The sequence below is a fragment of the Yersinia sp. SCPM-O-B-9106 (C-191) genome, from assembly GCF_026183365.1.
In the GTDB taxonomy this organism is placed as follows: domain Bacteria; phylum Pseudomonadota; class Gammaproteobacteria; order Enterobacterales; family Enterobacteriaceae; genus Yersinia; species Yersinia rochesterensis.
This window is the reverse complement of the sequence record NZ_CP110791.1, coordinates 2,371,173-2,394,927: the sequence shown is the minus strand read 5'-3', so window position 1 is coordinate 2,394,927 and position 23,755 is coordinate 2,371,173. Positions and strand designations below refer to the sequence as shown.

Here is a 23,755-nt window from a genome sequence, read left to right as displayed (position 1 = left end):
TGGGTTTAGCGAGCTAACCAACCGCCATCTACAGCGATAGTGTAACCACTGATATAGTCTGATGCTTTAGAGGCCAGGAACACGACTGGGCCTTTCAGGTCATCAGGTAAGCCCCAACGACCCGCCGGGATACGGTCAAGGATCTCTTTGCTGCGTTCTTCATCTTTACGCAACTGTTGGGTGTTGTTGGTTGCCATGTAACCAGGTGCTACCGCATTCACATTGATGCCGTGTTTAGCCCATTCGTTGGCTAACAGACGGGTCACACCCATCACTGCACTTTTCGATGCAGTATAAGACGGAACGCGGATACCGCCTTGGTAAGACAGCATGGAAGCAACGTTGATGATTTTGCCGCCAGTACCTTGTTTGATAAATTGCTTAGCAACCGCTTGAGACATAAAGAACACCGTTTTGATGTTCACATTCATCACATCGTCCCAGTCCTTCTCGCTGAAGTTGATCGCATCTTCACGACGGATTATCCCGGCGTTATTGACCAGAATATCAATTTGGCCAAATTCAGCGATGGCGCGTTCTAACAGGGCAGGGATGCCATCAATCTTGCTCAGATCAGCTGTCAAACTTAAGAAGCGGCGGCCTAATGCGGTCACTTTCTCAATGGTATCTTTTGGCTCAACAATATTCACACCAACGATATCGCAACCTGCTTCGGCTAAACCAATCGCCATACCTTGGCCCAAACCTGTGTCACAGCCGGTAACCAGAGCAACTTTACCCTTTAACTCAAAGGAATCTAAGATCATAGCTAACATCTCTCTCAAGGCGGTCAACGATTGCCGCGATTTCAATATTGGGGAAGAAAACGCCCAAAGGACGGATTCAGTTGGTGACGCTTAACACTATTCGTAAACATTTAGCGCAGTTCACTAACGGCTATGTGGTCCATATCACCGAAGACTTGGTTTTCACCGACCATGCCCCAGATGAATGTATAACGCTTGGTACCCACGCCAGAATGAATAGACCAGCTGGGTGAAATCACCGCTTGTTCGTTGTGAACGAGCAAATGGCGGGTTTCTTGTGGCTGGCCCATCATATGGAAGACGGCCGTTTCTTCGTCCATATCAAAGTAGAAATACACTTCCATGCGGCGGTCATGGGTATGGCAGGGCATGGTGTTCCAGAGATTGCCGGGGGCCAGTTTGGTCAACCCCATAGTCAGTTGGCAGGTTGGCAACACATCGGGCACGATGTATTTATTGATAGTGCGGCGATTACTTGTCGCGTCATCACCCAATGTTTGTGGTGTGGCCTCTGCCAGCGTGATTTTCTTATTGGGATAAGAGGTATGTGCTGGGGCGCTGTTGTAATAGAACTTGGCCGGTTTTTGACTCTCAAGGCTACTGAAGATCACATCCCTTGCACCTTTACCCACATACAAGGCTTCTTCGTTACCAATTTCATAAACCTGTCCATCAACTGAGATAAGGCCAGGTCCACCAATATTGATCACGCCCAGCTCACGGCGTTCCAAAAAGTAACTGACACCCAGTTGCTTACCCACTTCATCACCAATGCTGACCGTTTTCTCGACCGGCAAAATACCACCCACAATGATGCGGTCGATATGGCTATAGGTCATGGTGTATTCATCGGCGACAAAAATATTCTCAATCAAAAATTCACGACGCAGGCCGGCGGTATCGAGTTGTCTGGCGTGGTCGCTATGAATGCTTTGACGAATTTGCATGTCGGTGCCTCTCTTTCGGTTCGGACCGGTGTTTCTTTTGATGCGGTGATGATAGTATTTGCGGGAAGTTAATTCAATTAAAATGAAATGATGTTTTATTATTTTTTGAGGGGCGTCATGATTTTTGGATTAATAATGATCGAACTGTGAATTTTGGCCGTAGAATGAGCCGAATTCAGCGTGAAACTGTGACTGGGCTACAGACTATTCTGCATAATAGTGAGGAGAAATAATGAAGATGTTCTTTATTAATGATGAAACGCCTTGGGAAGAGCTAGGTAATGGTATTAAACGTAAAGTGATGACCTGGAGCGATGAGCTGATGATGGTCTGTGTTCACTTTGAGAAAGGTGCCATTGGTGTAGCGCACAAGCATGATATTCATGACCAGATTGCTTATGTGGCGGCAGGTAGTTTCGAAGTGGAAATCGACGGTCAAAAACGCGTTTTAAAAGCCGGAGATGCGTATCGGGCGATTAAGAACGAAATGCATGGTGCGGTATCACTGGAAGATAATAGTATTTTGATCGACACCTTTACGCCTAAACGGGATGATTTCCTGTAAAACGAATTCGGGCGGTTGAGTTACTCACTCTGACCGCCCTTTATCGCCAAGATAATAATCAACCTGCCGCTACGAAATATGTTCCTTTCGCAATTGTTCTAATGAGTTCAACTGAATATCTGACAGAGCCCAGCGGGGGTCGGTGCGGTATTCTTCCGACGGAATGACAATAGAGCGCATACGTGCTGCTTTAGTGGCAATCATCCCATTGACAGAATCTTCCAGCGTGACACATTCCAGAGGGTCAACACCCAGTTCAGCCGCAGCATTCAAATACACTTCAGGATGTGGTTTGCTGTGGGGCAGATATTCTGCGGAAACCAGGCGGTCGAAGTATTTTTCAATGTTTAACATCGCCAGGACGCGTTTTTGCATATGTAGTGGAGAAGCGGATGCCAGGCCAATTTTCAGCCCTTGCGCACGGCAAAGATCCAATGCATATCCCACACCGGGTAATACCGGCTTGGTTTCTTCTACCAAATCTATCGCTCTGGCAATAATACGGTTGCAAACTTCTGCCTGACTTGGCCCTTGCCATGGCATGGACTGGAACCAAAGTTTCACGACTAAATCGATGCGTAATCCGAGGGTGTCGGGCAATGAATCTCTTGAGGAGGTATCCAGCCCCAACTCAGTGAAAATATCGAGTTCAGCCTGTAGCCATAAAGGCTCCGAATCAATCAGCAAGCCGTCCATATCGAAAATTGCGGCCTTAATAGTGTGAGGGGTCGCCATTTATTATTACTCCTGTTTGGTCTCTAGCTACGGATTTAACACTGTAACATTGCTTCATAATGATTGAACCGGTGGAACACAATTCTTTGTCTTTCTTACGATGTAATTTATTAACTTAATGATATTGCGCTGGATGAGCTAGGCTTGAGTTTGTGTTAATCGTAAGAACTTCAGCAAAATTCTGCACAAGACCGGGATGTAGCGGGTAAACTAAGGCTACATAAGTTGTGGTATTTACAAGGAGAAGTCATGACCTATCAACAGGCTGGGCGTGTCGCTGTCATCAAACGGATAGCCGGGTGGCTCGTTTTTATTCCAGCACTGCTGTCAACATTGATTTCAATTATCAATTTTGCCTATCAATATAGTCAAAAAAGCACTGGGGTTAATGCGGTAATGCTGGATTTTATCCGCGTCATGACCGATATGATCCGCTTTAACACGACTTTTCTGGATATCTTCTGGTACAACTCACCGGTGCCGAATTTCGAACAGGGTTTTTCAGCATCGAATATGATGTTCTTTATCATTTATATGCTGATTTTCGTTGGTTTGTCATTACAAGCCTCCGGTGCGCGGATGTCACGACAAGTCCGTCACATTCGCGAAGGTATTGAAGACCAAATGATTTTAGAGCAGGCCAAGGGCAGTGAAGGGCGTAGCCGCGAACAGTTGGAAGAGAAAATTGTATTACCGCATCACACCATCTTTTTGCAGTTTTTCACCTTATATATTCTGCCATTAGTAATAGGTGTGGCGTTCTATTTTGTCATCAAGCTGTTAGGAGTGATGGCTGAAGGGTAGCAACCATACCGGACAACACTGTTAAGTCTGATTAATCAGATCATAATGAAAAGGTCCATAATATGGGCCTTTTTTCTATCCCCCCGAACAAAAAAAGTCTAATCCTTTACTTTAGGGGGGATTAGCGCTGCATTAAAATCTTTCTGGATACAGCAGTTTTTCAACCGCAATCTGAGCATTAATCCAGTGTTGCCCACCAAACAGATTACTGCGGTTCAATAAGTAATAAAGTTGATAAATAGGTTGGCGCTCAATAAAGTCAGCCGGAAGTGGCCAGATACTCTGATAACCATCATAAATCTGTGCCGGAAGTTCTGGGTAGAGCGGCAACATGGCAAGGTCACACTCGCGGTCACCCCAATAACAGGCGGGATCAAAAATAACCGGCCCATTGGCACTGGAAGCACAGTTTGCCGGCCATAAATCGCCATGTAGCAGGGAAGGTTGCGGCTGGTGGCCCTGTAAGCGTTCTTGAATCAGATGAGTGATATGCTCGATATCACCAAACGACATGCCTTTCTCGGCCGCCAATTGTAATTGCCAACCAATGCGCTGTTCAGCGAAAAACTGCGCCCAGCGCCGTTGCCAGCTATTGGGTTGTGGTGTGGTGGACAAATCATTATCAAAATCCAGCCCAAATTGCAGTTGTTCACTCCATTGATGTAAATGCGCTAATTGTTGACCCAGACAATAAGCGTTATGAGCATCTAAGGGTTTAAGCGGGATATATTCAAGTAGCAGGAAGCTGTATTCACGATCACTGCCCACACCATAAACTTCAGGGACTTGGACGGTTTTGCTGCGGGCTAATAGAGAAAGTTGGTCTGCCTCGGCGGTAAATATGGGCAGCATTTCACGGGCATCACATTTGACGAAAACTTCAGTATCACCATAGCTGAGACGCCAGGCATCATGAATATCCCCGCCGGGCAGTTCGGTTCTTTCTCGGATTTCAGCGGGCCCGAAATATTCACTTAACAGACGATTCACTACTTGCCACATGATTCACCCCCTATCAGCTGCCAGTTATACCCTTCATTTATGATTATTGAAGCGTTGTTCGCTTGCTGCCTACCTGCAATCCCAATGATCTTGAATGCAGAATGTTAGGTTAACTTCTTTATGGTGCGAAGCACAAGACCCCGTGCACAGGGAACACATGCAGGATCAAACAAAAGGAAGATTCCACTGCTTATTGGGCCGCAATTCATGCTCTGGCCGATGACTTACTGCTATGGCGACAGAAATACATTTGGTGAATAGTCATTAATAATAAGCCGTAGTGCGCAAATACAATACGGCAAGTATATTAAAGCTCAATTTATTATAGCAGGTTACCTTTGGGCGTATTTTCAGCCCCGCCATCTTTGGTTTTCAACGCTATTGGGCGGCCTTTCATCGGCTTTATATGGCTGTATATGAGTGCGATGACAAAGAATAATGCCTGAATAATGACGATGCAGGGGCCTGTTGCGCCGTCAATATGGAAGCTTATTAATGTCCCTAATACACACGAAAGCACTGAAGCCAGAGTGGCGACAACCAGCATCTGATCAAAGCTGCGGCACACCATAAAGGCGATAATACCCGGAGATATCAACATGGCGATAACTAAAATAACCCCAACCGCCTGCAATGAAGCCACAATAGTTAATGCCAGCAAACAGAGTAAACTATAGTGCAATAATTTAACCGGCAGCCCAATGACACGGGCGTGGTTTGGGTCAAAGCAGTACAGCATGAAATCTTTGCGCTTTAACAGCACCACTAACAGAGTGAACCCGGCAATCCATAAGGTTTGTTTCAGTTCCGCCAGTGAAATACCCAGCATATTGCCGAACAAAATATGGCTAAGATGCTGGTCAGTATCCATACGGGAAAATAGCACCAGACCAAAAGCGAACATCCCCGAGAATACAATCCCCATGACCGTATCCTCTTTAACCCGGCTGTTTTCTTTTAAATAGCCAGTGGCGACAGCACAGAAGATCCCCGAAATAAAAGCCCCGATAACCAATGGGATACCCAACCAAAAGGCCAATACAATGCCCGGTAGCACGGCATGAGAGATAGCATCCCCCATCAATGACCAACCTTTTAGCACCAGGTAACAAGATAAAACTGCGCACACCACACCGGTAATGATGGCGGCCACTATCGCCCGTTGCATAAAAGGGTAGGCGAAAGGTTCGCTGACCAGGCTGAACAAGGTATTCATATATTATCCTCCGGACGTGGGGCCGCAGGTTGACGGCGCTTCTGGCGCGTTTGATAACGTGTTGCCAGCAAGCCGTGTTTAGGGGCGAAGACAAAGGCCAACAGGAACACCACTGTTTGTAAAGTCACAATGACCCCGCCGGTTGCCCCATTAAGATAAAAGCTGAGATAAGCGCCAAAAGCACTGGTAAAAGCCCCAATGGCGATAGCTATCACCAATAAACGGCTGAAACGGTCAGTCAACAAATAGGCGGTTGCGCCCGGCGTGACCACCATAGCAATCACTAAAATCGCCCCGACAGTTTGCAGCGCAGCCACAGTACAGGCGCTCAGCAAGGTGAAGAATAAAATCTTTAACCGCAGTGGTGACAGGCCAATCGACAGAGCATGGCCTTCATCAAAAAACACCGCCAGCAAGTCTTTCCAAATCAGACATAAAATCACAAAAGAGACCAAAATAATGATTTCGACTTGCAAAACATCTTCATCGGCTATGCCCAAAATATTACCGAAAATAATCGACTGCACATTAACCGAGGTGGGATTGAGCGAAACAATTAACAGCCCGACGGCAAAAAAAGTGGAGAAAATAAAACCGATGATGGCATCTTCACGCAGGCGGGTAATGTGGCGGACTAATGTCATAGCCAATGCAGCGAGCATGCCGGTAAAGAATGCGCCAGCGGCATAAGGCAGGCCGAGGGCATAAGCACCCGCCACACCGGGCACCACGGAGTGCGAGAGCGCATCTCCCATCAGCGACCAGCCTTTCAGCATCAAATAAGCGGATAAGAAAGCACAGACCGCACCGACAATCGCGCTCACCCAAATGGCCTTCACCATGTAATTGTAGTTAAAGGGTTGCAGTAAAATGTCCAGCATTAGGGAGTATTCTCCTTCGACTGGCTTTGCGCCGGTGGATCATCTTTGGTATGACCATAAAATACCGCAGGGCGCTCGTCATCAGTGATAACTGTCACGGTGCGCGGGTCATTATCGTCGTGAAGCGTATTTCCCGATAGATTGATATGGCGCAGGACGCCACCAAAGGTCATTTCAAGGTTTTTTTGAGTAAAGGTGGTTTCTGTTGGGCCCGCCGCGAGCACAGTCTGATTAATCAAAATAACGTGGTCACAAAACTCCGGCACACTGCCGAGGTTATGAGTTGAAACCAAAATAAGATGGCCTTCATCGCGCAGCGCGCGCAGCAAATCAATGATGGCATTTTCTGTTTTGACATCAACTCCGGTGAAAGGCTCATCCAGCAGTAATACCGTGCCTTGCTGGGCCAGTGCGCGCGCCAGAAATACCCGTTTTTTCTGCCCGCCAGACAGTTCGCCGATTTGTCGTGAACGCAATGCGGTTAATCCGACCCGCTCAATAGCCTTATCAACCAGAGCTTTATCTTCCCGGCTCGGGATACGCAAAAAATTCATTTTCCCGTAACGACCCATCATCACCACGTCTTCAACTAAGACCGGAAAGTTCCAATCTACATCTTCGGTCTGCGGCACGTAGGCGATGGTATTTTGCTTTAAGGCGTGGCTAACCGGTTTATCACTCAGTTCTACTTTGCCCACGCTGGGTTTGACTTGCCCCATGATGCTTTTAAACAGAGTCGATTTACCGCTACCATTGACGCCGACTAATGCGCAAATAGTCCCGCCAGTGAGGGAAAAACTGGCATCATAAATAGCCGTATGCCCATTGTTATAGGTGACAGTGACGTTATCCACTATCAACTCCGGGCGGACAAAAACAGCAGGGTTCATTGACCAAATCCTTTCGCAATAGTTTGCACCGTGGTGTTAATCAAATCGATATAAGTAGGAACAGGGCCTTGCTCATTCGAGAGAGAATCAACATATAACACGCCACCATATTGTGCGCCGGTTTCTTTGCTGACTTGTTTAGCAGGTTTATCAGAAATAGTGCTTTCGCTAAATATGACCGGGATTTTATTGGCGCGCATGGTATCAATAACATGGCGTACCTGTTGTGGAGAACCTTGCTCTTCAGCATTGATTGGCCATAAATAAACTTCTTTAAAACCATAATCTTTTGCCAGATAACTGAAAGCACCTTCACTGGTCACTAGCCAGCGTTGCTGTTCTGGAATTCGGGATAAACGCTCACGTAGCGGAGCATCCAGTGCGGCAATTTTTTCAGCATAGGCTTTAGCATTGCGATTATAAGTATCAGCATGAGCGGGATCGTGTTCAACCAGCGCCTTGCGAATATTTTCAATATAAATCAATGCGTTTGAGGGGGACATCCAGGCATGTGGGTTAGGAATACCTTTATATGGCCCTTCACGGATAGGGAGCGGAGTAATGCCGTCAGTCACTACAGCAGAGGGGACATCTTTAATATTTTCGAAGAAGCGCTCAAACCAACGTTCCAGATTCATGCCATTCCATAAAATCAGGTCCGCTGACTGTGCTTTGACGATGTCACGCGGGGTCGGTTGATAGTCATGGATTTCAGCACCGGGTTTGGTTATCGACTCGACCACGGCCGCATCACCGGCGACATTTTGCGCAATATCCTGAATAATCGTGAATGTTGTCACAATTTTGAATTTTTTATCCGGATCGTTGGGCTTATTTTCTGCCAACGCTGAGGTGCTGATCAGTGATGAAATTGCCACAGCTGTTAACAAGGCGATAGCCCGTAAAAAACCAGGTCTGAAGCCGTGAATAGAGTGCAGGTAGGGTATTTTTTGCTTAGTAAACATGGCGATGTTCCCTTTCTTTAAATGAAAATGATTATCAATATCATTAGCGATGAAGTCAAGCCCCGCCATACAATAAACTAAAACTTACCGATAGTTACCGAATATAGCCTGATCATTATGTTAATAATGGTCAAACTAGCGCAAAAAATCTATTTGGACGAAGTGACAACTTGTATATGCTACCAAACAGCTTACTAGCTCGGGGAATACTGTGAATTCAAAAGTCGGTTGCCTAATGGCAATTTTATTGCTGGCGGGGTGCGCCAAACAAACCCCGCCACCGCAAGCAAATAATGGGTGGCTGAAGAACGCGCCCCAAGGTGGTTTCCTTAATGCACAAAAAAGCAGCGTAGGTTCAAGTACAGTTGCATATAGCGATGTAATTAAACAAGCCGCCAGCCATTATGGTGTTGATGAAACTTTGATTAAAGCCATTATCCAAGTGGAGTCTGGTTATAATCCTAATGTGGTCAGTACTTCAAATGCTGTGGGTTTGATGCAAATTAAAGCCTCTACTGCGGGTCGTGATGCCTACCGGATGAAAGGGCGTAATGGTCAACCAAGCTCTGGCGAATTAAAAGATCCAGTGAAGAATATTGATATTGGGACGGCTTATATCAATATTTTGCAAAACCAGCAGTTAGCGGGGATCAGTGATCCGCAAACATTGCGTTATGCGACTATCGTCTCTTACGCCAATGGCGCGGGTGCTATGCTGCGGACGTTCTCATCTGATAAACGTCTGGCAGTGAATAAAATTAATAGTCTTAGCCCGAACGAATTTTATCAGCATATACAAAAGAAGCACCCAGCCGCACAAGCGCCACGTTATTTGTGGAAAGTCGATACCGCTTACCGGGCGATGTCAGAATAATATTAAAACGCTAACCGATGTCGTTTATGGATGCATCAGCGTAAACATCGGCTAGCGTTTCTTTCTTGGTCATTGTTAGGTTATGCAACCACAGTGTGGTAATTGGCAATAATATCCAGCACACCGTTGATAATAAACTGTACGCCCATACACACCAGTAAGAATCCCATCAGCCGTGAAATAGCTTCAATACCACCTTTCCCGACCCAACGCATAATGGCACCAGAACTGAGCAGTGAACCCCATAAAATCAGTGAAACACTGAGAAAAATCAGCACGGGTGCAACTGTCACAACCCATGGGCTGAACATGTCATGACCTTTTACCGAGGCTGCTGAGCTGATGATCATGGCGATAGTTCCTGGCCCGGCGGTACTGGGCATTGCCAATGGCACAAAGGCAATATTGATCGATTTTCGTTTCTTTAAATCCTGTGATTTTGCTTCTAACTGCGTATCTTCTGCGGATTGCTGTGGGAAAAGCATACGAAAACCAATGAATGCCACAATCAGTCCGCCCGCGATGCGCAATCCAGGAATCGAAATACCAAAGGTACTCATGACAACCTGACCTGCGTAGTAAGCGACAGTCATAATAAAGAAGACATAAATTGATGCCATCTTCGACTGTTGATTACGCTCTTCGCTGGTCATATTGCCGGATAAACCGAGTAATAGTGCCACTGTCGTCAATGGGTTTGCCAATGGCAGCAGGAGAACTAACCCCAGGCCAATGGCTTTAAATAACTCAAGAATACTATGCATTCATCTTGCTCCGGACATAACTTTAAACCAACCCAATGAAAGTAAAACATATTAGGCAATTAGCTGCACATCAGGCAAATATGCCCGCATACGCAATGATTACTTACCTTGCCACTCTACGCGATACCAATGCTATTGCCCAACGTCATTGGCATCGACGCCCAGCAATGAGTGTAACGGAGATAACAAGCACCCGAAGATATGTGATGTAGATCAAATCTTTGGCTGGCAACAGTTGGCTCAATACCGCAGATCCAGAATATACTCACCATAGTTCAAGCTGCTGCCGGCAGATTTGTCATCCTAGTCACTTACTGATTGTTGACCTTAAAATAAGTAAGCTCCTGGGAGTTCGCTTAATTGCCGCCTTCCTGCAACTCGAATTATTTAAAGCATAATCATGTCAGCATCAATTTTTGCAAGGAATAAGGTTTTGTGTATTTGTGATATCAGTGTTGAAGATGAATATATTCGTCAGCCATTATCGGCTTCCGCTGCGTGGGTGTTAGATACACAAGCTGCACGTGATCGTGGTCGTTTGCGTTTTTTAAAACCTAAACGTGAAGCCCGTCCCCGTTGGCGCTTAGCACCGCTTAAAGATACTTACGAAATCCGCTTTTATCCTAACCGTTTGCCCGAGCTCTGGTTTTTCAGTGCGGAAAATGCGTCCAGGAAGCGGCTCTAATCACTTTTAACTGAGCCCATAGTCGGTTTTGTTTGACAAGATGCACAAGATGAATTCATTTTCATTTATTGTGCATTTAAATTCATTTTGAGGTTTTATGTCAAGCGCATTATTACCGGTAGAAAAACAGTTTTATGCTTATAATCAGCATGATCTAGCCGCTTTCGTGGCAAATTTTAGTGACTCATTTGTTGCTTACAGAATGCCGTCTACCACACCATCGCTGGTGGGAAAACAGCAATTGACAGAGTTTTATCGGACACAACGTTTTAATATTCCTGCATTAAGAGCTGAATTAATTTCTCGTAGCGTATTGGGTAATAAAGTGTTCGATTTGGAAAAAATTTACGGATTAAGTGATGAGCCAATAGAGAGTATGGCTGTTTTTGAAGTAAAGGATGGTTTGATTGTGACAGCATGGTTTTACTTTAAATAACGTGCCTTTTTATTAACTTTCACCTTATCTCTCCGGAGGCTAGCATGGCATTTACTGATAATGAACGCAGCGCTTTGTTGGCCGTCAAGGGGGTTGGGCCGACTGTTATTACACGTCTGGAGCAGCTCGGTTTTACTTCTCTGACTCAACTTGGTCAGGCTGATATGAATGAGATTGTTAGCAGCGCGGTTGCCATGGTGGGATCGACGTGTTGGAAAAATAGCCCTCAAGCGCGCTCAGCAATTCAAGCCGCTATCGATCTGGCCAAAATGCACTCATCAGAGTGAGTGCATCTCAACCGTTATCCTCTTTTTACTCAATATCTCTCTCGACTCGCATAGCTTATTTCTTTTGGTACTCTGTAGCAGCAGGGTATGGCTTCAGTAAATCATCCAGTATCTGCATCCTTTCTTCTATCGGAATATACAACCAGCGAGTAAACCAAGGTGTTTTCTCTGTGTTCTGTTGATGTGTCCGGCGAAAGTAAAGTTCGAGGCCCGACAGAACGTCGTTAGTCTGTTTCATCGTATTTCTCCCTCTTATTGACCAGTGTGCAAATCATAGGCAATAAAATACGGAAGAAAAAGGGATGGAATATATCTTATTGTTCAGTATTTAGGGAAACGCCGCCATTTTAAGCAATGAGGAGTATTGACGAGGAGAGGGGAAAGAAAGCATGTAATTCTTGGTCTGGGCCAAATAAAACGCCCCGATTGCGTAAACAATCGGGGCGGCGTTCCAGTAACCATTGCTACACGGAAACGGAAATTGATTATGGACATATCCTGTTGAAATAGCAATACACCCAGTGCTACTCAAAAGCAATAGATCATAATGTAAATCATTGTTGGTAAGGATAAACACCTTTATACAACTGACGCCTGTTGTATGTGTGATAAAATCAGTTCCCTTCGCCAAACGTAACATTTAAAAAAATTGTGTCGGCGATTCAATCGTTTGTCTTTAGCTATTAGCGGAAATACCAATTCTAAAACAGACACACTTTAACTCATCAGAACGCATTTTAGCGGTTGGGAGCATGCTATGGTCGGTCCATTTATTAACAGTGCTGGGATAATCCTTGGGGGTATCGTAGGTGTCTTGCTTGCCCGTCATGTGCCCAAACGGCTCCAAGAGGGATTACCGGCAACATTCGCTCTGGCATCGATATCCATTGGTATTGTGATGGTGATAAAAGTGCACTTTATGCCTGCTGTCATTTTGGCACTGATTATTGGGACAGCAGTAGGGGAGCTACTATCGCTGGAACAAGGTGTGAAGTGGGGGGCCAATAAAACTCGTGCTTTGTTAGACCGCATCATTCCTTCACGCAGTACCTTACCGCCACAGGAGTTTGCACAAAGTTTTACCGCCATGATTGTCTTGTTTTGTGCCAGCGGATTAGGGGTTGTAGGTTCTCTAACTGAAGGTCTTACCGGTGATTTTCAGCTGCTATTCGTAAAAGCTCTGATGGACTTTTTCACCGCGCTGATATTTTCCATCTCACTAGGTATTGCATTGGTAGCCATTGCGATTCCTCAATTGCTCATTCAAATCGCATTGGTTTTTCTGGCAAAACTTATTATGCCGTACATGGATGACATCGCTTTTGCCGATTTTTCCGCCTGTGGTGGGATTATTATGATTGCAGTTGGATTGCGAATTGCTCAAATTAAAATATTTGCTGTGGTGAATTTTCTACCAGCATTATTGTTTGTCGTGCCAATTTCTTATTTATGGCGTCACTTCATGGGATAAGAACTTGAGGGCGTGAGCGGCTAAGATACTGAAACGGTAGGCTTCTTTGCAAATGCTTATCATAGAAGTAACCGTTTCAATGTGGTGTAATGATGTGTTTTTATTTGATTATTTTTTGCCTAGCCAATTTTCCGGCATAAAAATTTGCCTTTTATTACGCCATCAAAAAAACGACCTTTCGAAACGGCCGACATAAAATTCTGGTGAACACGCTCAGGGACGCCAAGATACTGATAAATCCCTTGTTCTCTGAACTGTATCTCCAGCATGCGATTTTCAGGATCATAACCAATCGACAAAATTCTGGAGGATGTAACAGGGTGTCGCTGCAATAGTAGACCCTCAGTTATATGGTGTTGATATTATGCTGATCGTAGAGCAGTTTAAGCATGATAACTTTGTCGGTGATCATTATCACTGTTTGGTTGCAGTATTAATAGATTATTCGCTAGGTTTTATTGCCATTGCATTAAGTGGTGATAATATGACTTCACTTTATGGCATGATCTGTGTCACAAAGTAAACTGTATACACAGTTGCGTACCTGACCTGCTCCCCGTTGATTAGTACACCCCGATATTAGTAATTAGTAATGTCTTCATAAGCCACATGAGGACATCCCCAGTGCAAACAGACGAATGATCTTGCGTTCGATCTCGTCGGACAGTGTGGTTTGATGCTTTTTCACTAACAGGGGTTCAAACGAGCCATTACGATCACGTGGCGTCGCCAGTTCGAAGTTGCCCGTAGTGGCTTTAATGGTCTTTTTACTGGAGCCGTTTTTACGGTTGGCTTCCATATCCTGAGCCAGATGAGAGTCAAGCTCAGCAGCCAGTGCTGCTTCGGTTAACTGTTTTATTAAAGATGTTAAAATACCATTTTTCCCCGTTAGTGCCTGACCAGACTGGAGTGCTTTAAGGGCTTTGTCAAAATCGAAGGGGTGGAACATGTGTCATTCCTTTTTGATTGCATATTACTGGAATGACACAGAATTTCTAACACTCTCTATTGACAACCTAATTTGCTATTTCAAATGCTAATTAGAAGTTATATTTAATACCTAATATCACAGCAGTGTCACTGTAGCCTTTACTACCAATTTGTTGAGCTACATTACCCCAAAGATTGACTTTCTTGTTAATCTGACCTTCAACACCTGCTTTTAGCTCACCGATATTTGCAGCCCCATCTTGCTTCACGGTAGCATTATCCATTGTGACACCAAAATCTTTAGTGTTGTGTATCCAATTAGCTTCAACAAAAGGCTGGAACACCCGATCTTTGCCTTTATCTTGGCTACTATAGCCGTTCATAAAGGCTTTCACTCCCAGACGTACCTGGATATTTCCATCTCCATCAACCGATATATTGGTACCGTTTGCTTCTTTATGGTCATCGGCTTTTACTCCCATCCAGGTTATCTGTGACTTAGGCTGGATAAAGTAGGTCGCATTCTTAGCAGCATTTTCACCGACTTTAAATGTATAACCGCTTTCGACAGATGTTGTTATCCCTTTAGATTTGTATTCTTCAGCAGCTAGATCCTGACCTTCCACTGTATTGTTGAACCAATTGTATTGCACCCAACTGTCCACGTATAACCCAGCTTTATCTTCTTTATTAGCGTACCAGGTTCCATATACGCCCGCGCTATAACCATAAGTTGACCCTTTGGCATTGTAGCCTGATACGCGTGATACAGTGGTACTTTTGCTGTTACCATAACCAGCCATAACGCCAAGATGAAAACGGTCCATTTCATTATTGCTCCATTGAGCAATATCTCCACCTAATTGCATTACATAGCGGTTAGCTTGTGTATTCAGTTGACCTGAAGTATCACGAGAGCGGGTATGGCCACCTTCATTACGCAACCACATGCTGGTCACTTTGTATTCGCCAGTCAACGCATCAATATATTGAGTTTCGCCTAAACGATCATGCAAGCGTGTTACAAACATATTGTTCGAGGCAGCTAAGTTGGCCATATAACTACCAGCCTCGGGGCGCACGGTCAATGGTGATGGGTTAACTGAGTCAACTCGCTCACCTGGGTCACCTGGGGCTGCCGGGTTAACTGGGGCTGCCGGGTCAACTGGGGCTGCCGGATCAACTGGGGCTGCCGGATCAACTGGGGCTGCCGGGTTAACTGGGGCTGCCGGGTCAACTGGGGCTGCCGGATCAACTGGGGCTGCCGGGTTAACTGGGGCTGCCGGGTCAACTGGGGTCGCCGGGTCAACTGGGGTCGCCGGGTCAACTGGGGCCGCCGGGTCAACTGGTACCGCTGCGCTGCTCAGATACCAGTTGACGGCATTCGCACCGACACCACGCGCCAAACTGTAGTCATAAGCACCCGCGACAATACGTCCACGTTGCACGAAATCACCGTCTGACTGACCGTTCACTTGAATCAGCTCAATTCCATTAAGAGTTTTGTCTCCCTGACCGCCAGCATTGCTAACACTCACATTAGTGATACCAGAAGTATTCCCTTCAATGACTATTTTATCTGTGGAGGAAGTATCATCCCCTAACTGAGTATTGAAGTGCAAAGTGCCATTATTACCTACATAGTCACCATGTATGACAAGAACATCCCCTGGAACAGGATTCATGAAATTAATTAAACCGGAGTTAGTAATACTCGCAACATCAGAATTACGTGTCAAATCCCAACGGCTGAGTCCATCAATCTCAATTTTCCCGCCGTTGGTCGCAGCGCCAGTCCACTGTGTGTTGTACATAGAAAGATCAGCAATACTGATTGTGTCAGCCAGAATGTCGCCTTGCATAGATAAATTACTGGTCTGTAAGGAAATATCGCTTTGATGCCCATTAACATCAGAAAGAGCGCTAATCAGCAAACCACTGTTGCGTACCTCGCTTCCATCCAGAGTTGCATTGATCGTTCCACCGCTAGCACTGAAGTTTGTCCCATGGTTACTCACTAACTGACCAGAGCGTTGGCTTAATATTACAGTTCCTAGGCTTGTTGCTACGACAGAATCAGCACCTAAACCATAAGCAACAATGGAAGTATCGCTTGCATTAATTTGTGTTTTTTCATCTGCAGCCCATAGACCATGCGCATACTCTCCCAGTGTATTAATCAAACTCCCGGCACCTAGACTTATTTGCCCGCCTAGGTTTGCAACAGCTCCGTAAGACCAATCACCTGAAGTTGACAATACAGCTCGTGTAACTTTGACTTTAGAATCACGTTGAGCATTAATGCCATAAGAAATATTTCCACCAGTATTGATATTGACATTTTCAATATCAATACTGGTTAGCTTTCCTGCACTCCATATGCCATCCGAAGTTTCACCAGTGGTATGTAGGTTTGAATTCCCAGTTAATATCACTTCGGCCACCTCCCCCGCAGCGGCTCCCATAGTATCAACATAAATACCATTGGCAGCCAAACCCTCGGTAGTCAAAGTGACAGCATCTCCAGTAATAAGACCACCACCACTGATAATATTAATGCCGTTTGAGGTATTACCACTAGTGTTGATCCGCGCGCCACTTCCAAGGTTGACCGCTCCTGCTAGAGTGGCTGATGCTGCATGGGCAGAGTTACCAAATGTATCAATCGTTAGATCACCCGCTGAATTAACGATGGAGTCGACCCCGCTTGCACTTACCCCATGCCCAGATACCCCCTGGGTATCAATAGCGGTATTATTTAGTTCCACAGTACCGCCATTTGTCGCATAAACAGCGAAACCTCTCTGGCTGACGGTGCTGACTTTACTGTTACTTAATTTTATACTGCCGCTGTTTTCAGCACTGATACCTCTAGAACCCCAAGTGTAAGCGGTAGTATATCCACCTTGCGTACTAATATTTGCATTATCAATTTGTACCAGACTGTTCTGTCCAGTACTTAACACCGCTCGGGAACTATTATTCGTAGTGGTAATATCAGTATTATTGAGAGTAACTTGACCACCACTAAGCGCCCCAACACCCGTACCATTAATGCCATTAGTTAATATATCACCCTGCGTTAAATTTATTCCCCCATTATCTCGTGCATAGAGCGCATAAGTAGTGCGGCCATTAGTGGTGATAGATAGTGGCCCATTTGAGTTAATAGAAGCACCACTGTCACTGTATACGCCATAGCCTGTACCCTTAATTATTATAGCGCCGCCTTGTGCCAAATCAGCAGTGGCATTATTATTTAAGGAAATACCATGCGCGAGATTACCCGATGTAAATAATTCAACACTATTATTTACAATTAATTTACCAGCATTGGAAACACTAATAGCGTAGCCAGCACTCCCCGCCACTGACCCAGTGTCAATTACTATTGGATTATCTAGGATAACTGTGGTTCCGTTTAATACAATGGGCTGGGCATTTACACCACCAAATAATTGACCGAATATTAATGCAATTACACTCAGGCGCGGAGTAATAAAAATCATATTACTTTTTATTTTCTTAACTCTATATAAATATAACATTTAAACCTTGAAATATATTAAGAAGCTTTACTATTAAAAAAAGCTTATCATTCAAATTAATTGCCTATAAAAGGCCCGTGGGTAAACAACTTATTAACATTATGATAATAAGTTTATAGTTTAATTGAAATAAGAAACAAGAAATTTAGTTGTAGGAAATTTCCTATATATAGAATGCAGGAATTCGATGTTTTTAAAAATATCAGGAAATATCGGGTCACGTATTCACTGTGTAGATCATGTTATTGCAAATAATGTTTATGTTCTAGAATGTACCGATTATCTTATCATGCATCTCCACTGATTTTGAGTACCCGAGAGTTTTTCTATTTAGACGTCTTAATCGGTTACGAAGGTTCAGGTTTTTACGTTCAATCCGTTGTGTGTAAAGCTTACCAGTGATGTGCTTTTACTCGGTAACACATCATAAGGACTGAAGTTATCCACGCTGCGGAAAACCCGCGGTCGTGGCCGCTAATCTGTTGAACCGGCAGTTTAATCCAGAGACATTGAATACCTGATGGTCAGGTGATATTACCTATCTGCGTACCACTCAGGGTTGGTTATATCTGGCTATCGTGATGGACTTATCAAGAAAAATAGTGAGTTAGGCTTTCTCAGACAACCGGACAGCGACTTGACTGTCCGGGCCTTAAGGCTGGCAGTCAATAAACGACGACCCACAGGGTCAGTGGTGTTCCATAGCGATCAAGGGGAGCAATATACCAGAACTCAGTTCCAGTCCTGCCAGCAGGAACTGGATGTTACAGGTAGAATGAGCCGAAAAGGTAACTGCTTGGATAATGCTGTTACAGAAAGGTTTTCCGCAGCCTGAAAGCTGAGAGGGTTAACTATCGTCGTTATGAAACCCGAAGTCAGGGTATCGCTGATGTTATCGATTATATCGACAGTTTTTATCATCTTAAAGGCGGCATTATCGGCTGGGAAATATATCGCCGGATGAATATGAGCGCCGACTACAGCAATGTGTCTAAATCCGTGTCCGGTTTTAGTTGACCGCTATAATATTGAGGATACTGAGGTTGCAGTCGAGGGCGTTGTAACCTGGTCGATTAACGATACTAGGACAGATGTGTTTGACGATAGACCGTGTATGTAACGGAAGGGCAGGGATGCTTAATAAAGAAAACATTCTAAGTAGATAAACCAATAATGAGAATGTTAGTATGACTTGTCCGTTATAGCGTCACACTATATGTGCAAAACGAGTTGTGTACATATGAGTGTACATATCAGGCAAAGTAAAGCCGGATAGCGCATATAACATATTGATTTTAAATAGTATTAGAATTTTGCATGTGATCTGTCGTGTGGGTCACCACTGTAGATAAGGAATTAGAATGCCTGTTATTACCCTTCCTGACGGCAGTCAGCGTCAATATGATCACGCCGTTTCTGTCCTTGATGTTGCCTTAGATATCGGCCCCGGTCTGGCAAAAGCCTGTATTGCTGGCCGCGTCAATGGTGAACTAGTGGATGCCGGTGACCTGATCGAATCTGATGCACAACTGGCCATTATCACCACCAAAGATGCTGAAGGCTTGGAAATTCTTCGCCATTCATGTGCGCACTTACTGGGGCACGCTATTAAGCAACTTTGGCCAGATACCAAGATGGCTATCGGCCCAGTTATCGACAACGGTTTCTATTACGATGTTGATATCGACCGTACTCTGACGCAGGAAGATCTTGAGCTGCTGGAAAAGCGGATGCATGAACTTGCCGATAAAGATTACGACGTGATCAAGAAAAAGGTCAGTTGGCAAGAAGCCCGTGATACTTTTGCTGCTCGTGGTGAAGATTATAAAGTGGCTATTCTTGACGAGAATATCAGCCGCGATGATCGCCCTGGTTTATATCACCATGAAGAATACGTTGATATGTGCCGTGGCCCACACGTTCCCAATATGCGTTTCTGCCATCATTTTAAATTGCAGAAAACCTCTGGGGCCTATTGGCGTGGCGACAGCAAAAATAAAATGCTGCAACGTATTTACGGCACGGCTTGGGGTGATAAAAAGCAACTGAATGCTTATCTGCAACGTCTGGAAGAAGCCGCCAAACGCGACCATCGTAAGATTGGTAAGCAATTGGACCTTTACCACATGCAGGAAGAAGCACCCGGTATGGTGTTCTGGCACAATGATGGCTGGACAATCTTCCGTGAGCTGGAAACTTTTGTGCGCATGAAGCTCAAAGAGTACCAGTACCAGGAAGTGAAAGGGCCATTTATGATGGACCGTGTTCTGTGGGAAAAAACAGGGCATTGGGAGAACTATGCTGAGCATATGTTCACCACGTCGTCAGAAAACCGCGAGTACTGCATCAAGCCAATGAACTGCCCAGGGCATGTGCAGATCTTCAACCAAGGGTTGAAGTCATACCGTGACCTGCCACTGCGTATGGCTGAGTTCGGTAGCTGCCATCGTAATGAACCATCAGGCGCGTTGCACGGCTTAATGCGTGTGCGTGGCTTTACTCAGGACGACGCCCACATCTTCTGTACTGAAGAGCAGGTTCGCGATGAAGTGAACAGCTGTATCAAGATGGTGTACGACATGTACAGCACCTTTGGCTTCGAAAAGATTGTGGTCAAGTTGTCTACGCGCCCTGAAAAACGTATTGGCAGCGATGACTTATGGACTCGTGCTGAAGACGATTTAGCCGCTGCGCTGACCGAAAACGGTATTCCGTTTGATTATCAGCCGGGTGAAGGTGCCTTCTACGGTCCGAAAATTGAATTTACCTTGCATGATTGTTTGGATCGTGCGTGGCAGTGTGGTACCGTACAGCTCGATTTCTCATTACCGGGCCGCTTAAGTGCGTCTTACATCGGCGAAAATAACGATCGCCAGGTGCCAGTAATGATTCACCGGGCTATTTTGGGGTCAATGGAGCGCTTCATCGGTATTCTTACCGAAGAATATGCAGGCTTCTTCCCAACTTGGTTAGCACCGGTACAAGTCGTGGTGATGAATATCACCGATAGTCAGTCTGATTATGTCCAACAAGTGACCAAAAAACTGCAAGATGCAGGGATTCGGGCAAAAGCGGACTTGAGAAATGAGAAGATTGGCTTTAAAATTCGTGAACATACGTTGCGTCGGGTTCCATATATGTTGGTCTGTGGCGATAAAGAGGTCGAATCTGGCAAAATTGCCGTTCGTACCCGCCGTGGTAAAGACTTAGGAAGCTTAGACGTCAACGTGGTCGTAGACCAGCTGCTAGCAGAAATTCGCAGCCGTAGTCTTCATCAACTGGAGGAATAAAGTATTAAAGGCGGAAAACGAGTTCAACCGGCGCGTCCTAATCGCATCAACAAAGAGATTCGCGCCACAGAAGTTCGCTTAACAGGCGTCGATGGTGAGCAGATTGGCATTGTCAGTCTGAATGAAGCTCTTGAAAAAGCCGAGGAAGCCGGTGTTGATTTAGTAGAAATCAGTCCGAATGCCGAGCCGCCGGTTTGCCGTATCATGGATTACGGCAAATTCCTCTATGAGAAGAGCAAGTCGACAAAAGAACAGAAGAAGAAGCAAAAAGTCATTCAGGTCAAGGAAATTAAATTCCGTCCTGGTACCGATGATGGCGACTATCAGGTCAAACTACGCAACCTGATTCGCTTTCTGGAAGATGGCGATAAAGCCAAAATCACTCTGCGATTCCGTGGACGTGAGATGGCGCACCAACAGATCGGCATGGAAGTCCTTAACCGTGTCAAAAAAGATCTGACTGAAGATTCTGATTTGGCCGTCGTGGAGTCTTTCCCGACTCGTATCGAAGGTCGTCAGATGATCATGGTGCTCGCACCTAAGAAGAGACAGTAAGGCACTCAAGTAACAGGCTTCTCTATGCTTGCATAGCAAGAGGTCTGTTCGCCTAGCTAGCTCGTTGTAATTAACAATGCGAAGTGGATATATTCAATGCCAAAAATTAAGACAGTACGCGGCGCCGCTAAGCGCTTCAAAAAAACCGGTGCCGGTGGTTTTAAGCGTAAGCATGCCAACCTGCGTCATATTTTGACCAAAAAAGCTACTAAGCGTAAACGTCATTTACGTCCAAAAGGCATGGTATCTAAGAACGATCTAGGTTTGGTCGTAGCATGTCTGCCATACGCATAAGTAATTTTGGTTTGAATTAAGACGATAGGAGAAGTAAATGGCTCGCGTAAAACGTGGTGTGGTAGCTCGTGCACGTCACAAAAAAATCTTAAAGCAGGCGAAAGGTTACTACGGTGCCCGTTCGCGCGTTTATCGTGTTGCTTTCCAGGCAGTAATCAAGGCAGGCCAATACGCCTACCGTGACCGCCGTCAACGGAAGCGTCAATTCCGCCAATTGTGGATTGCACGTATCAACGCAGCTGCACGTCAGAATGGTCTGTCTTACAGCCGTTTCATCAATGGTCTGAAAAAGGCTTCTGTTGAAATCGACCGTAAGATCCTGGCTGACATCGCAGTATTCGATAAAGTGGCATTCTCTGCACTGGTCGAAAAAGCGAAAGTAGCTCTGGCGTAAGTCAGAATTGAAGAGGGAGCTGGTCTCCCTCTTTTAATCTTTAGCTTATTAGTAAGAAGGTCATCGTTATGATGCATGCTGTTACTTTTCGCTTCTTTTTTTACTTTAGCGCCTGATTTCAGGAGGCTTGCGCGTAAGAATAGAAACGAAAAATAGCGCCGAAGCCTCCCATCGTGGAGGCTTTTTTGTTTTTTTACTCTACAGCACTTATGGTGACGTGAGTAAAGGTGTCACTGATGGGATACCTTACTGATTTTGTGTGAAAATTTATTTTAATTATCGGATTTTAACTCATTACCTATAGCCAAGGTTATTGGCGTTGCTGGTAGGCAGCAAGCGAGTGAATCCCGATGAGCTTACACAAGTAAGTGATTCGGGTGAGTGAGCGTAGCTAACACCCCAGCAGCTTCAAGAACAAAGGATATAACTACAAGCGGGCCATACGGCCAGAGGAAGAGAAAACAATGCCACATCTCGCAGAGCTGGTTGCCAAAGCTAAAGCAGCCGTAGAAGATGCCCAGGATGTTGCCGCGTTGGATTTGGTGCGCGTCGAATATTTAGGCAAGAAAGGCCATTTGACCCTTCAAATGACATCGCTGCGCGAGCTACCAGCTGAAGAACGTCCAGCAGCAGGTGCCGTCATTAATCAGGCTAAACAAGAAGTACAAGAAGCGCTTAATGCTCGCAAGGAAAAGCTGGAATCAGCGGTTCTGAATGCCCGATTGGCGGCCGAAACCATTGATGTCTCCTTACCGGGGCGTCGTATGGAAAATGGTGGGTTGCATCCGGTGACTCGTACTATTGATCGTATTGAAACTTTCTTTGGTGAGTTGGGTTTTTCTGTAGAGTCTGGCCCAGAAATCGAAGATGACTATCATAACTTCGATGCATTGAATATTCCGGCTCATCACCCAGCTCGTGCTGATCATGATACGTTTTGGTTCGATGCCACTCGATTGCTGCGCACGCAGACGTCAGGTGTGCAGATTCGTACCATGCAAGGCCAGCAACCCCCGATTCGGATTATCGTGCCTGGTCGTGTTTATCGTAATGATTACGACCAAACACACACGCCGATGTTCCATCAAATGGAAGGGTTGATTGTTGACCGTGATATCAGCTTCACCAATCTGAAAGGCACTCTGCACGATTTCCTGCGTAATTTCTTCGAAGAAGATTTGCAAATTCGCTTCCGTCCCTCTTATTTCCCGTTTACTGAACCTTCTGCTGAGGTCGATGTTATGGGGAAAAATGGTAAATGGCTCGAAGTATTGGGCTGCGGCATGGTGCATCCCAATGTATTACGAAACGTAGGTATTGATCCTGAAATTTATTCGGGCTTTGCATTTGGCATGGGAATGGAGCGCTTAACGATGCTGCGTTACGGTGTCACCGATTTGCGGGCATTCTTCGAAAATGATCTACGTTTCCTCAAACAGTTTAAGTAAGGCGGGA

The 23,755-nt window shown here is 45.3% G+C and carries 27 protein-coding genes, 2 pseudogenes and 1 other annotated feature; of the genes and pseudogenes, 15 read left to right on the top strand and 14 right to left on the bottom strand.

The window, feature by feature from the left end; genetic code table 11:
* Positions 1–5 precede the first annotated feature (5 nt).
* On the bottom strand, positions 6–767 hold the full coding sequence (gene kduD, locus OP863_RS11005) for a 2-dehydro-3-deoxy-D-gluconate 5-dehydrogenase KduD (RefSeq protein ID WP_050116430.1): 762 nt from the start codon (positions 765–767) through the stop codon (positions 6–8).
* Positions 768–877: 110 nt separating this feature from the next.
* Positions 878–1,714 carry a 5-dehydro-4-deoxy-D-glucuronate isomerase gene (gene kduI, locus OP863_RS11000; RefSeq protein WP_038632538.1) on the bottom strand — a complete coding sequence of 279 codons (837 nt, stop codon included), beginning with the start codon at positions 1,712–1,714 and terminating at the stop codon, positions 878–880.
* 232 nt (positions 1,715–1,946) lie between these two features.
* Between kduI and OP863_RS10995 the strand changes: the two genes are divergently transcribed.
* A complete protein-coding gene (locus OP863_RS10995; RefSeq protein ID WP_038632541.1) occupies positions 1,947–2,279 on the top strand; it encodes a cupin domain-containing protein in 333 nt (110 codons plus the stop codon).
* A 69-nt stretch (positions 2,280–2,348) separates the two neighbouring features.
* Here the strand turns inward: OP863_RS10995 and hxpB are convergent, their stop codons facing one another.
* The gene (hxpB, locus tag OP863_RS10990; protein ID WP_145588384.1) at positions 2,349–3,014 is read right to left on the bottom strand and encodes a hexitol phosphatase HxpB; all 666 of its coding nucleotides are present in this window, start codon (positions 3,012–3,014) and stop codon (positions 2,349–2,351) included.
* Between the two features lie 249 nt (positions 3,015–3,263).
* Between hxpB and OP863_RS10985 the strand changes: the two genes are divergently transcribed.
* On the top strand, positions 3,264–3,818 hold the full coding sequence (locus OP863_RS10985) for a YniB family protein (RefSeq protein WP_038632545.1): 555 nt from the start codon (positions 3,264–3,266) through the stop codon (positions 3,816–3,818).
* A gap of 132 nt (positions 3,819–3,950) precedes the next feature.
* Here the strand turns inward: OP863_RS10985 and OP863_RS10980 are convergent, their stop codons facing one another.
* The 5 genes from OP863_RS10980 to yfeA form a co-directional block, all read right to left on the bottom strand.
* The gene (locus OP863_RS10980) at positions 3,951–4,820 is read right to left on the bottom strand and encodes a fructosamine kinase family protein (RefSeq protein WP_145588386.1); all 870 of its coding nucleotides are present in this window, start codon (positions 4,818–4,820) and stop codon (positions 3,951–3,953) included.
* 322 nt (positions 4,821–5,142) lie between these two features.
* Positions 5,143–6,036: an iron/manganese ABC transporter permease subunit YfeD gene (gene yfeD / locus OP863_RS10975; RefSeq protein ID WP_038632549.1), complete on the bottom strand. Its 894-nt coding sequence runs from the start codon at positions 6,034–6,036 to the stop codon at positions 5,143–5,145.
* Positions 6,033–6,917 carry an iron/manganese ABC transporter permease subunit YfeC gene (gene yfeC, locus OP863_RS10970; RefSeq protein ID WP_145588387.1) on the bottom strand — a complete coding sequence of 295 codons (885 nt, stop codon included), beginning with the start codon at positions 6,915–6,917 and terminating at the stop codon, positions 6,033–6,035. Before yfeC ends, yfeD begins: the two co-directional genes overlap by 4 nt.
* Entirely contained in the window at positions 6,917–7,807 is an 891-nt protein-coding gene (yfeB, locus tag OP863_RS10965) for an iron/manganese ABC transporter ATP-binding protein YfeB (RefSeq protein WP_038632553.1), read from the bottom strand. Before yfeB ends, yfeC begins: the two co-directional genes overlap by 1 nt.
* Positions 7,804–8,772 (bottom strand): iron/manganese ABC transporter substrate-binding protein YfeA, encoded by a 969-nt coding sequence (gene yfeA, locus OP863_RS10960; RefSeq protein ID WP_038639472.1) that lies wholly within the window; start codon positions 8,770–8,772, stop codon positions 7,804–7,806. Before yfeA ends, yfeB begins: the two co-directional genes overlap by 4 nt.
* 211 nt (positions 8,773–8,983) lie before the next feature.
* Here yfeA and OP863_RS10955 point away from each other — a divergent pair, with 211 nt between their 5' ends.
* Positions 8,984–9,646 carry a transglycosylase SLT domain-containing protein gene (locus OP863_RS10955; RefSeq protein ID WP_038632555.1) on the top strand — a complete coding sequence of 221 codons (663 nt, stop codon included), beginning with the start codon at positions 8,984–8,986 and terminating at the stop codon, positions 9,644–9,646.
* Positions 9,647–9,726: 80 nt separating this feature from the next.
* Here the strand turns inward: OP863_RS10955 and OP863_RS10950 are convergent, their stop codons facing one another.
* Positions 9,727–10,410, bottom strand: a complete 684-nt coding sequence (locus tag OP863_RS10950; protein WP_038632557.1) for a MarC family NAAT transporter — start codon at positions 10,408–10,410, stop codon at positions 9,727–9,729.
* Between the two features lie 433 nt (positions 10,411–10,843).
* Between OP863_RS10950 and OP863_RS10945 the strand changes: the two genes are divergently transcribed.
* The 3 genes from OP863_RS10945 (at position 10,844) to OP863_RS10935 (ending at position 11,818) form a co-directional block, all read left to right on the top strand.
* Positions 10,844–11,095 carry a hypothetical protein gene (locus OP863_RS10945; protein ID WP_038632559.1) on the top strand — a complete coding sequence of 84 codons (252 nt, stop codon included), beginning with the start codon at positions 10,844–10,846 and terminating at the stop codon, positions 11,093–11,095.
* Between the two features lie 97 nt (positions 11,096–11,192).
* Complete coding sequence (locus OP863_RS10940; RefSeq protein ID WP_038632561.1) at positions 11,193–11,531, top strand: nuclear transport factor 2 family protein; 339 nt, start codon at positions 11,193–11,195, stop codon at positions 11,529–11,531.
* A 44-nt stretch (positions 11,532–11,575) separates the two neighbouring features.
* Positions 11,576–11,818 (top strand): helix-hairpin-helix domain-containing protein, encoded by a 243-nt coding sequence (locus tag OP863_RS10935; protein ID WP_265525254.1) that lies wholly within the window; start codon positions 11,576–11,578, stop codon positions 11,816–11,818.
* 55 nt (positions 11,819–11,873) lie between these two features.
* Here OP863_RS10935 and OP863_RS10930 read toward each other — a convergent pair whose 3' ends face one another.
* Positions 11,874–12,056 (bottom strand): hypothetical protein, encoded by a 183-nt coding sequence (locus OP863_RS10930; RefSeq protein WP_038632565.1) that lies wholly within the window; start codon positions 12,054–12,056, stop codon positions 11,874–11,876.
* Positions 12,057–12,575: 519 nt separating this feature from the next.
* Here OP863_RS10930 and OP863_RS10925 point away from each other — a divergent pair.
* Positions 12,576–13,289 carry a DUF554 domain-containing protein gene (locus OP863_RS10925; protein WP_038632567.1) on the top strand — a complete coding sequence of 238 codons (714 nt, stop codon included), beginning with the start codon at positions 12,576–12,578 and terminating at the stop codon, positions 13,287–13,289.
* 119 nt (positions 13,290–13,408) lie between these two features.
* Here the strand turns inward: OP863_RS10925 and OP863_RS10920 are convergent, their stop codons facing one another.
* Positions 13,409–13,621, bottom strand: coding sequence for a KTSC domain-containing protein (locus OP863_RS10920; RefSeq protein WP_038632569.1), 213 nt, complete (start codon positions 13,619–13,621; stop codon positions 13,409–13,411).
* A 32-nt stretch (positions 13,622–13,653) separates the two neighbouring features.
* Between OP863_RS10920 and OP863_RS10915 the strand changes: the two genes are divergently transcribed.
* On the top strand, positions 13,654–13,812 hold the full coding sequence (locus OP863_RS10915; RefSeq protein WP_162928744.1) for a hypothetical protein: 159 nt from the start codon (positions 13,654–13,656) through the stop codon (positions 13,810–13,812).
* A gap of 90 nt (positions 13,813–13,902) precedes the next feature.
* Here OP863_RS10915 and OP863_RS10910 read toward each other — a convergent pair.
* The 3 genes and pseudogenes from OP863_RS10910 to OP863_RS10900 all read right to left on the bottom strand — a co-directional run.
* Positions 13,903–14,238: pseudogene (locus tag OP863_RS10910) on the bottom strand (transposase); the annotation flags it as partial.
* A 91-nt stretch (positions 14,239–14,329) separates the two neighbouring features.
* On the bottom strand, positions 14,330–17,728 hold the full coding sequence (locus OP863_RS10905) for an autotransporter outer membrane beta-barrel domain-containing protein (protein ID WP_265525253.1): 3,399 nt from the start codon (positions 17,726–17,728) through the stop codon (positions 14,330–14,332).
* A gap of 281 nt (positions 17,729–18,009) precedes the next feature.
* Positions 18,010–18,173 (bottom strand): annotated as a pseudogene (locus tag OP863_RS10900) (IS1 family transposase); the annotation flags it as partial.
* A gap of 153 nt (positions 18,174–18,326) precedes the next feature.
* Between OP863_RS10900 and OP863_RS20010 the strand changes: the two are divergent.
* The 7 genes from OP863_RS20010 to pheS all read left to right on the top strand — a co-directional run bounded on the left by OP863_RS20010 (position 18,327) and on the right by pheS (position 23,748).
* Positions 18,327–18,602 carry a DDE-type integrase/transposase/recombinase gene (locus tag OP863_RS20010; RefSeq protein WP_120011281.1) on the top strand — a complete coding sequence of 92 codons (276 nt, stop codon included), beginning with the start codon at positions 18,327–18,329 and terminating at the stop codon, positions 18,600–18,602.
* A gap of 526 nt (positions 18,603–19,128) precedes the next feature.
* Positions 19,129–21,057: a threonine--tRNA ligase gene (gene thrS, locus OP863_RS10895; RefSeq protein ID WP_038632573.1), complete on the top strand. Its 1,929-nt coding sequence runs from the start codon at positions 19,129–19,131 to the stop codon at positions 21,055–21,057.
* Between the two features lie 3 nt (positions 21,058–21,060).
* Entirely contained in the window at positions 21,061–21,612 is a 552-nt protein-coding gene (infC, locus tag OP863_RS10890) for a translation initiation factor IF-3 (RefSeq protein WP_011816226.1), read from the top strand.
* A 96-nt stretch (positions 21,613–21,708) separates the two neighbouring features.
* Positions 21,709–21,906: a 50S ribosomal protein L35 gene (gene rpmI, locus OP863_RS10885; protein ID WP_004713020.1), complete on the top strand. Its 198-nt coding sequence runs from the start codon at positions 21,709–21,711 to the stop codon at positions 21,904–21,906.
* Between the two features lie 37 nt (positions 21,907–21,943).
* Entirely contained in the window at positions 21,944–22,300 is a 357-nt protein-coding gene (gene rplT, locus OP863_RS10880; protein ID WP_004706556.1) for a 50S ribosomal protein L20, read from the top strand.
* A 67-nt stretch (positions 22,301–22,367) separates the two neighbouring features.
* Positions 22,368–22,490: a sequence feature (Phe leader region), on the top strand.
* Positions 22,369–22,416 carry a pheST operon leader peptide PheM gene (gene pheM / locus OP863_RS20005; protein ID WP_152414234.1) on the top strand — a complete coding sequence of 16 codons (48 nt, stop codon included), beginning with the start codon at positions 22,369–22,371 and terminating at the stop codon, positions 22,414–22,416. (Overlaps the previous feature by 48 nt.)
* A gap of 274 nt (positions 22,491–22,764) precedes the next feature.
* Positions 22,765–23,748, top strand: coding sequence for a phenylalanine--tRNA ligase subunit alpha (gene pheS / locus OP863_RS10875; RefSeq protein WP_004393358.1), 984 nt, complete (start codon positions 22,765–22,767; stop codon positions 23,746–23,748).
* The last annotated feature ends 7 nt before the right edge of the window (positions 23,749–23,755 follow it).

Coding starts and splice junctions, on each gene's coding strand:
- OP863_RS10950 (WP_038632557.1), bottom strand. CDS start 10,410: ATGCATAGTATTCTTGAGTTATTTAAAGCCATTGGCCTGGGGTTAGTT.
- OP863_RS10980 (WP_145588386.1), bottom strand. CDS start 4,820: ATGTGGCAAGTAGTGAATCGTCTGTTAAGTGAATATTTCGGGCCCGCT.
- OP863_RS10985 (WP_038632545.1), top strand. CDS start 3,264: ATGACCTATCAACAGGCTGGGCGTGTCGCTGTCATCAAACGGATAGCC.
- kduD (WP_050116430.1), bottom strand. CDS start 767: ATGATCTTAGATTCCTTTGAGTTAAAGGGTAAAGTTGCTCTGGTTACC.
- OP863_RS10925 (WP_038632567.1), top strand. CDS start 12,576: ATGGTCGGTCCATTTATTAACAGTGCTGGGATAATCCTTGGGGGTATC.
- OP863_RS10935 (WP_265525254.1), top strand. CDS start 11,576: ATGGCATTTACTGATAATGAACGCAGCGCTTTGTTGGCCGTCAAGGGG.
- yfeC (WP_145588387.1), bottom strand. CDS start 6,917: ATGCTGGACATTTTACTGCAACCCTTTAACTACAATTACATGGTGAAG.
- yfeA (WP_038639472.1), bottom strand. CDS start 8,772: ATGTTTACTAAGCAAAAAATACCCTACCTGCACTCTATTCACGGCTTC.
- OP863_RS10940 (WP_038632561.1), top strand. CDS start 11,193: ATGTCAAGCGCATTATTACCGGTAGAAAAACAGTTTTATGCTTATAAT.
- rpmI (WP_004713020.1), top strand. CDS start 21,709: ATGCCAAAAATTAAGACAGTACGCGGCGCCGCTAAGCGCTTCAAAAAA.
- kduI (WP_038632538.1), bottom strand. CDS start 1,714: ATGCAAATTCGTCAAAGCATTCATAGCGACCACGCCAGACAACTCGAT.
- yfeB (WP_038632553.1), bottom strand. CDS start 7,807: ATGAACCCTGCTGTTTTTGTCCGCCCGGAGTTGATAGTGGATAACGTC.
- yfeD (WP_038632549.1), bottom strand. CDS start 6,036: ATGAATACCTTGTTCAGCCTGGTCAGCGAACCTTTCGCCTACCCTTTT.
- OP863_RS10905 (WP_265525253.1), bottom strand. CDS start 17,728: ATGATTTTTATTACTCCGCGCCTGAGTGTAATTGCATTAATATTCGGT.
- OP863_RS10930 (WP_038632565.1), bottom strand. CDS start 12,056: ATGAAACAGACTAACGACGTTCTGTCGGGCCTCGAACTTTACTTTCGC.
- hxpB (WP_145588384.1), bottom strand. CDS start 3,014: ATGGCGACCCCTCACACTATTAAGGCCGCAATTTTCGATATGGACGGC.
- thrS (WP_038632573.1), top strand. CDS start 19,129: ATGCCTGTTATTACCCTTCCTGACGGCAGTCAGCGTCAATATGATCAC.
- rplT (WP_004706556.1), top strand. CDS start 21,944: ATGGCTCGCGTAAAACGTGGTGTGGTAGCTCGTGCACGTCACAAAAAA.
- OP863_RS10915 (WP_162928744.1), top strand. CDS start 13,654: ATGCTGATCGTAGAGCAGTTTAAGCATGATAACTTTGTCGGTGATCAT.
- pheS (WP_004393358.1), top strand. CDS start 22,765: ATGCCACATCTCGCAGAGCTGGTTGCCAAAGCTAAAGCAGCCGTAGAA.
- OP863_RS10995 (WP_038632541.1), top strand. CDS start 1,947: ATGAAGATGTTCTTTATTAATGATGAAACGCCTTGGGAAGAGCTAGGT.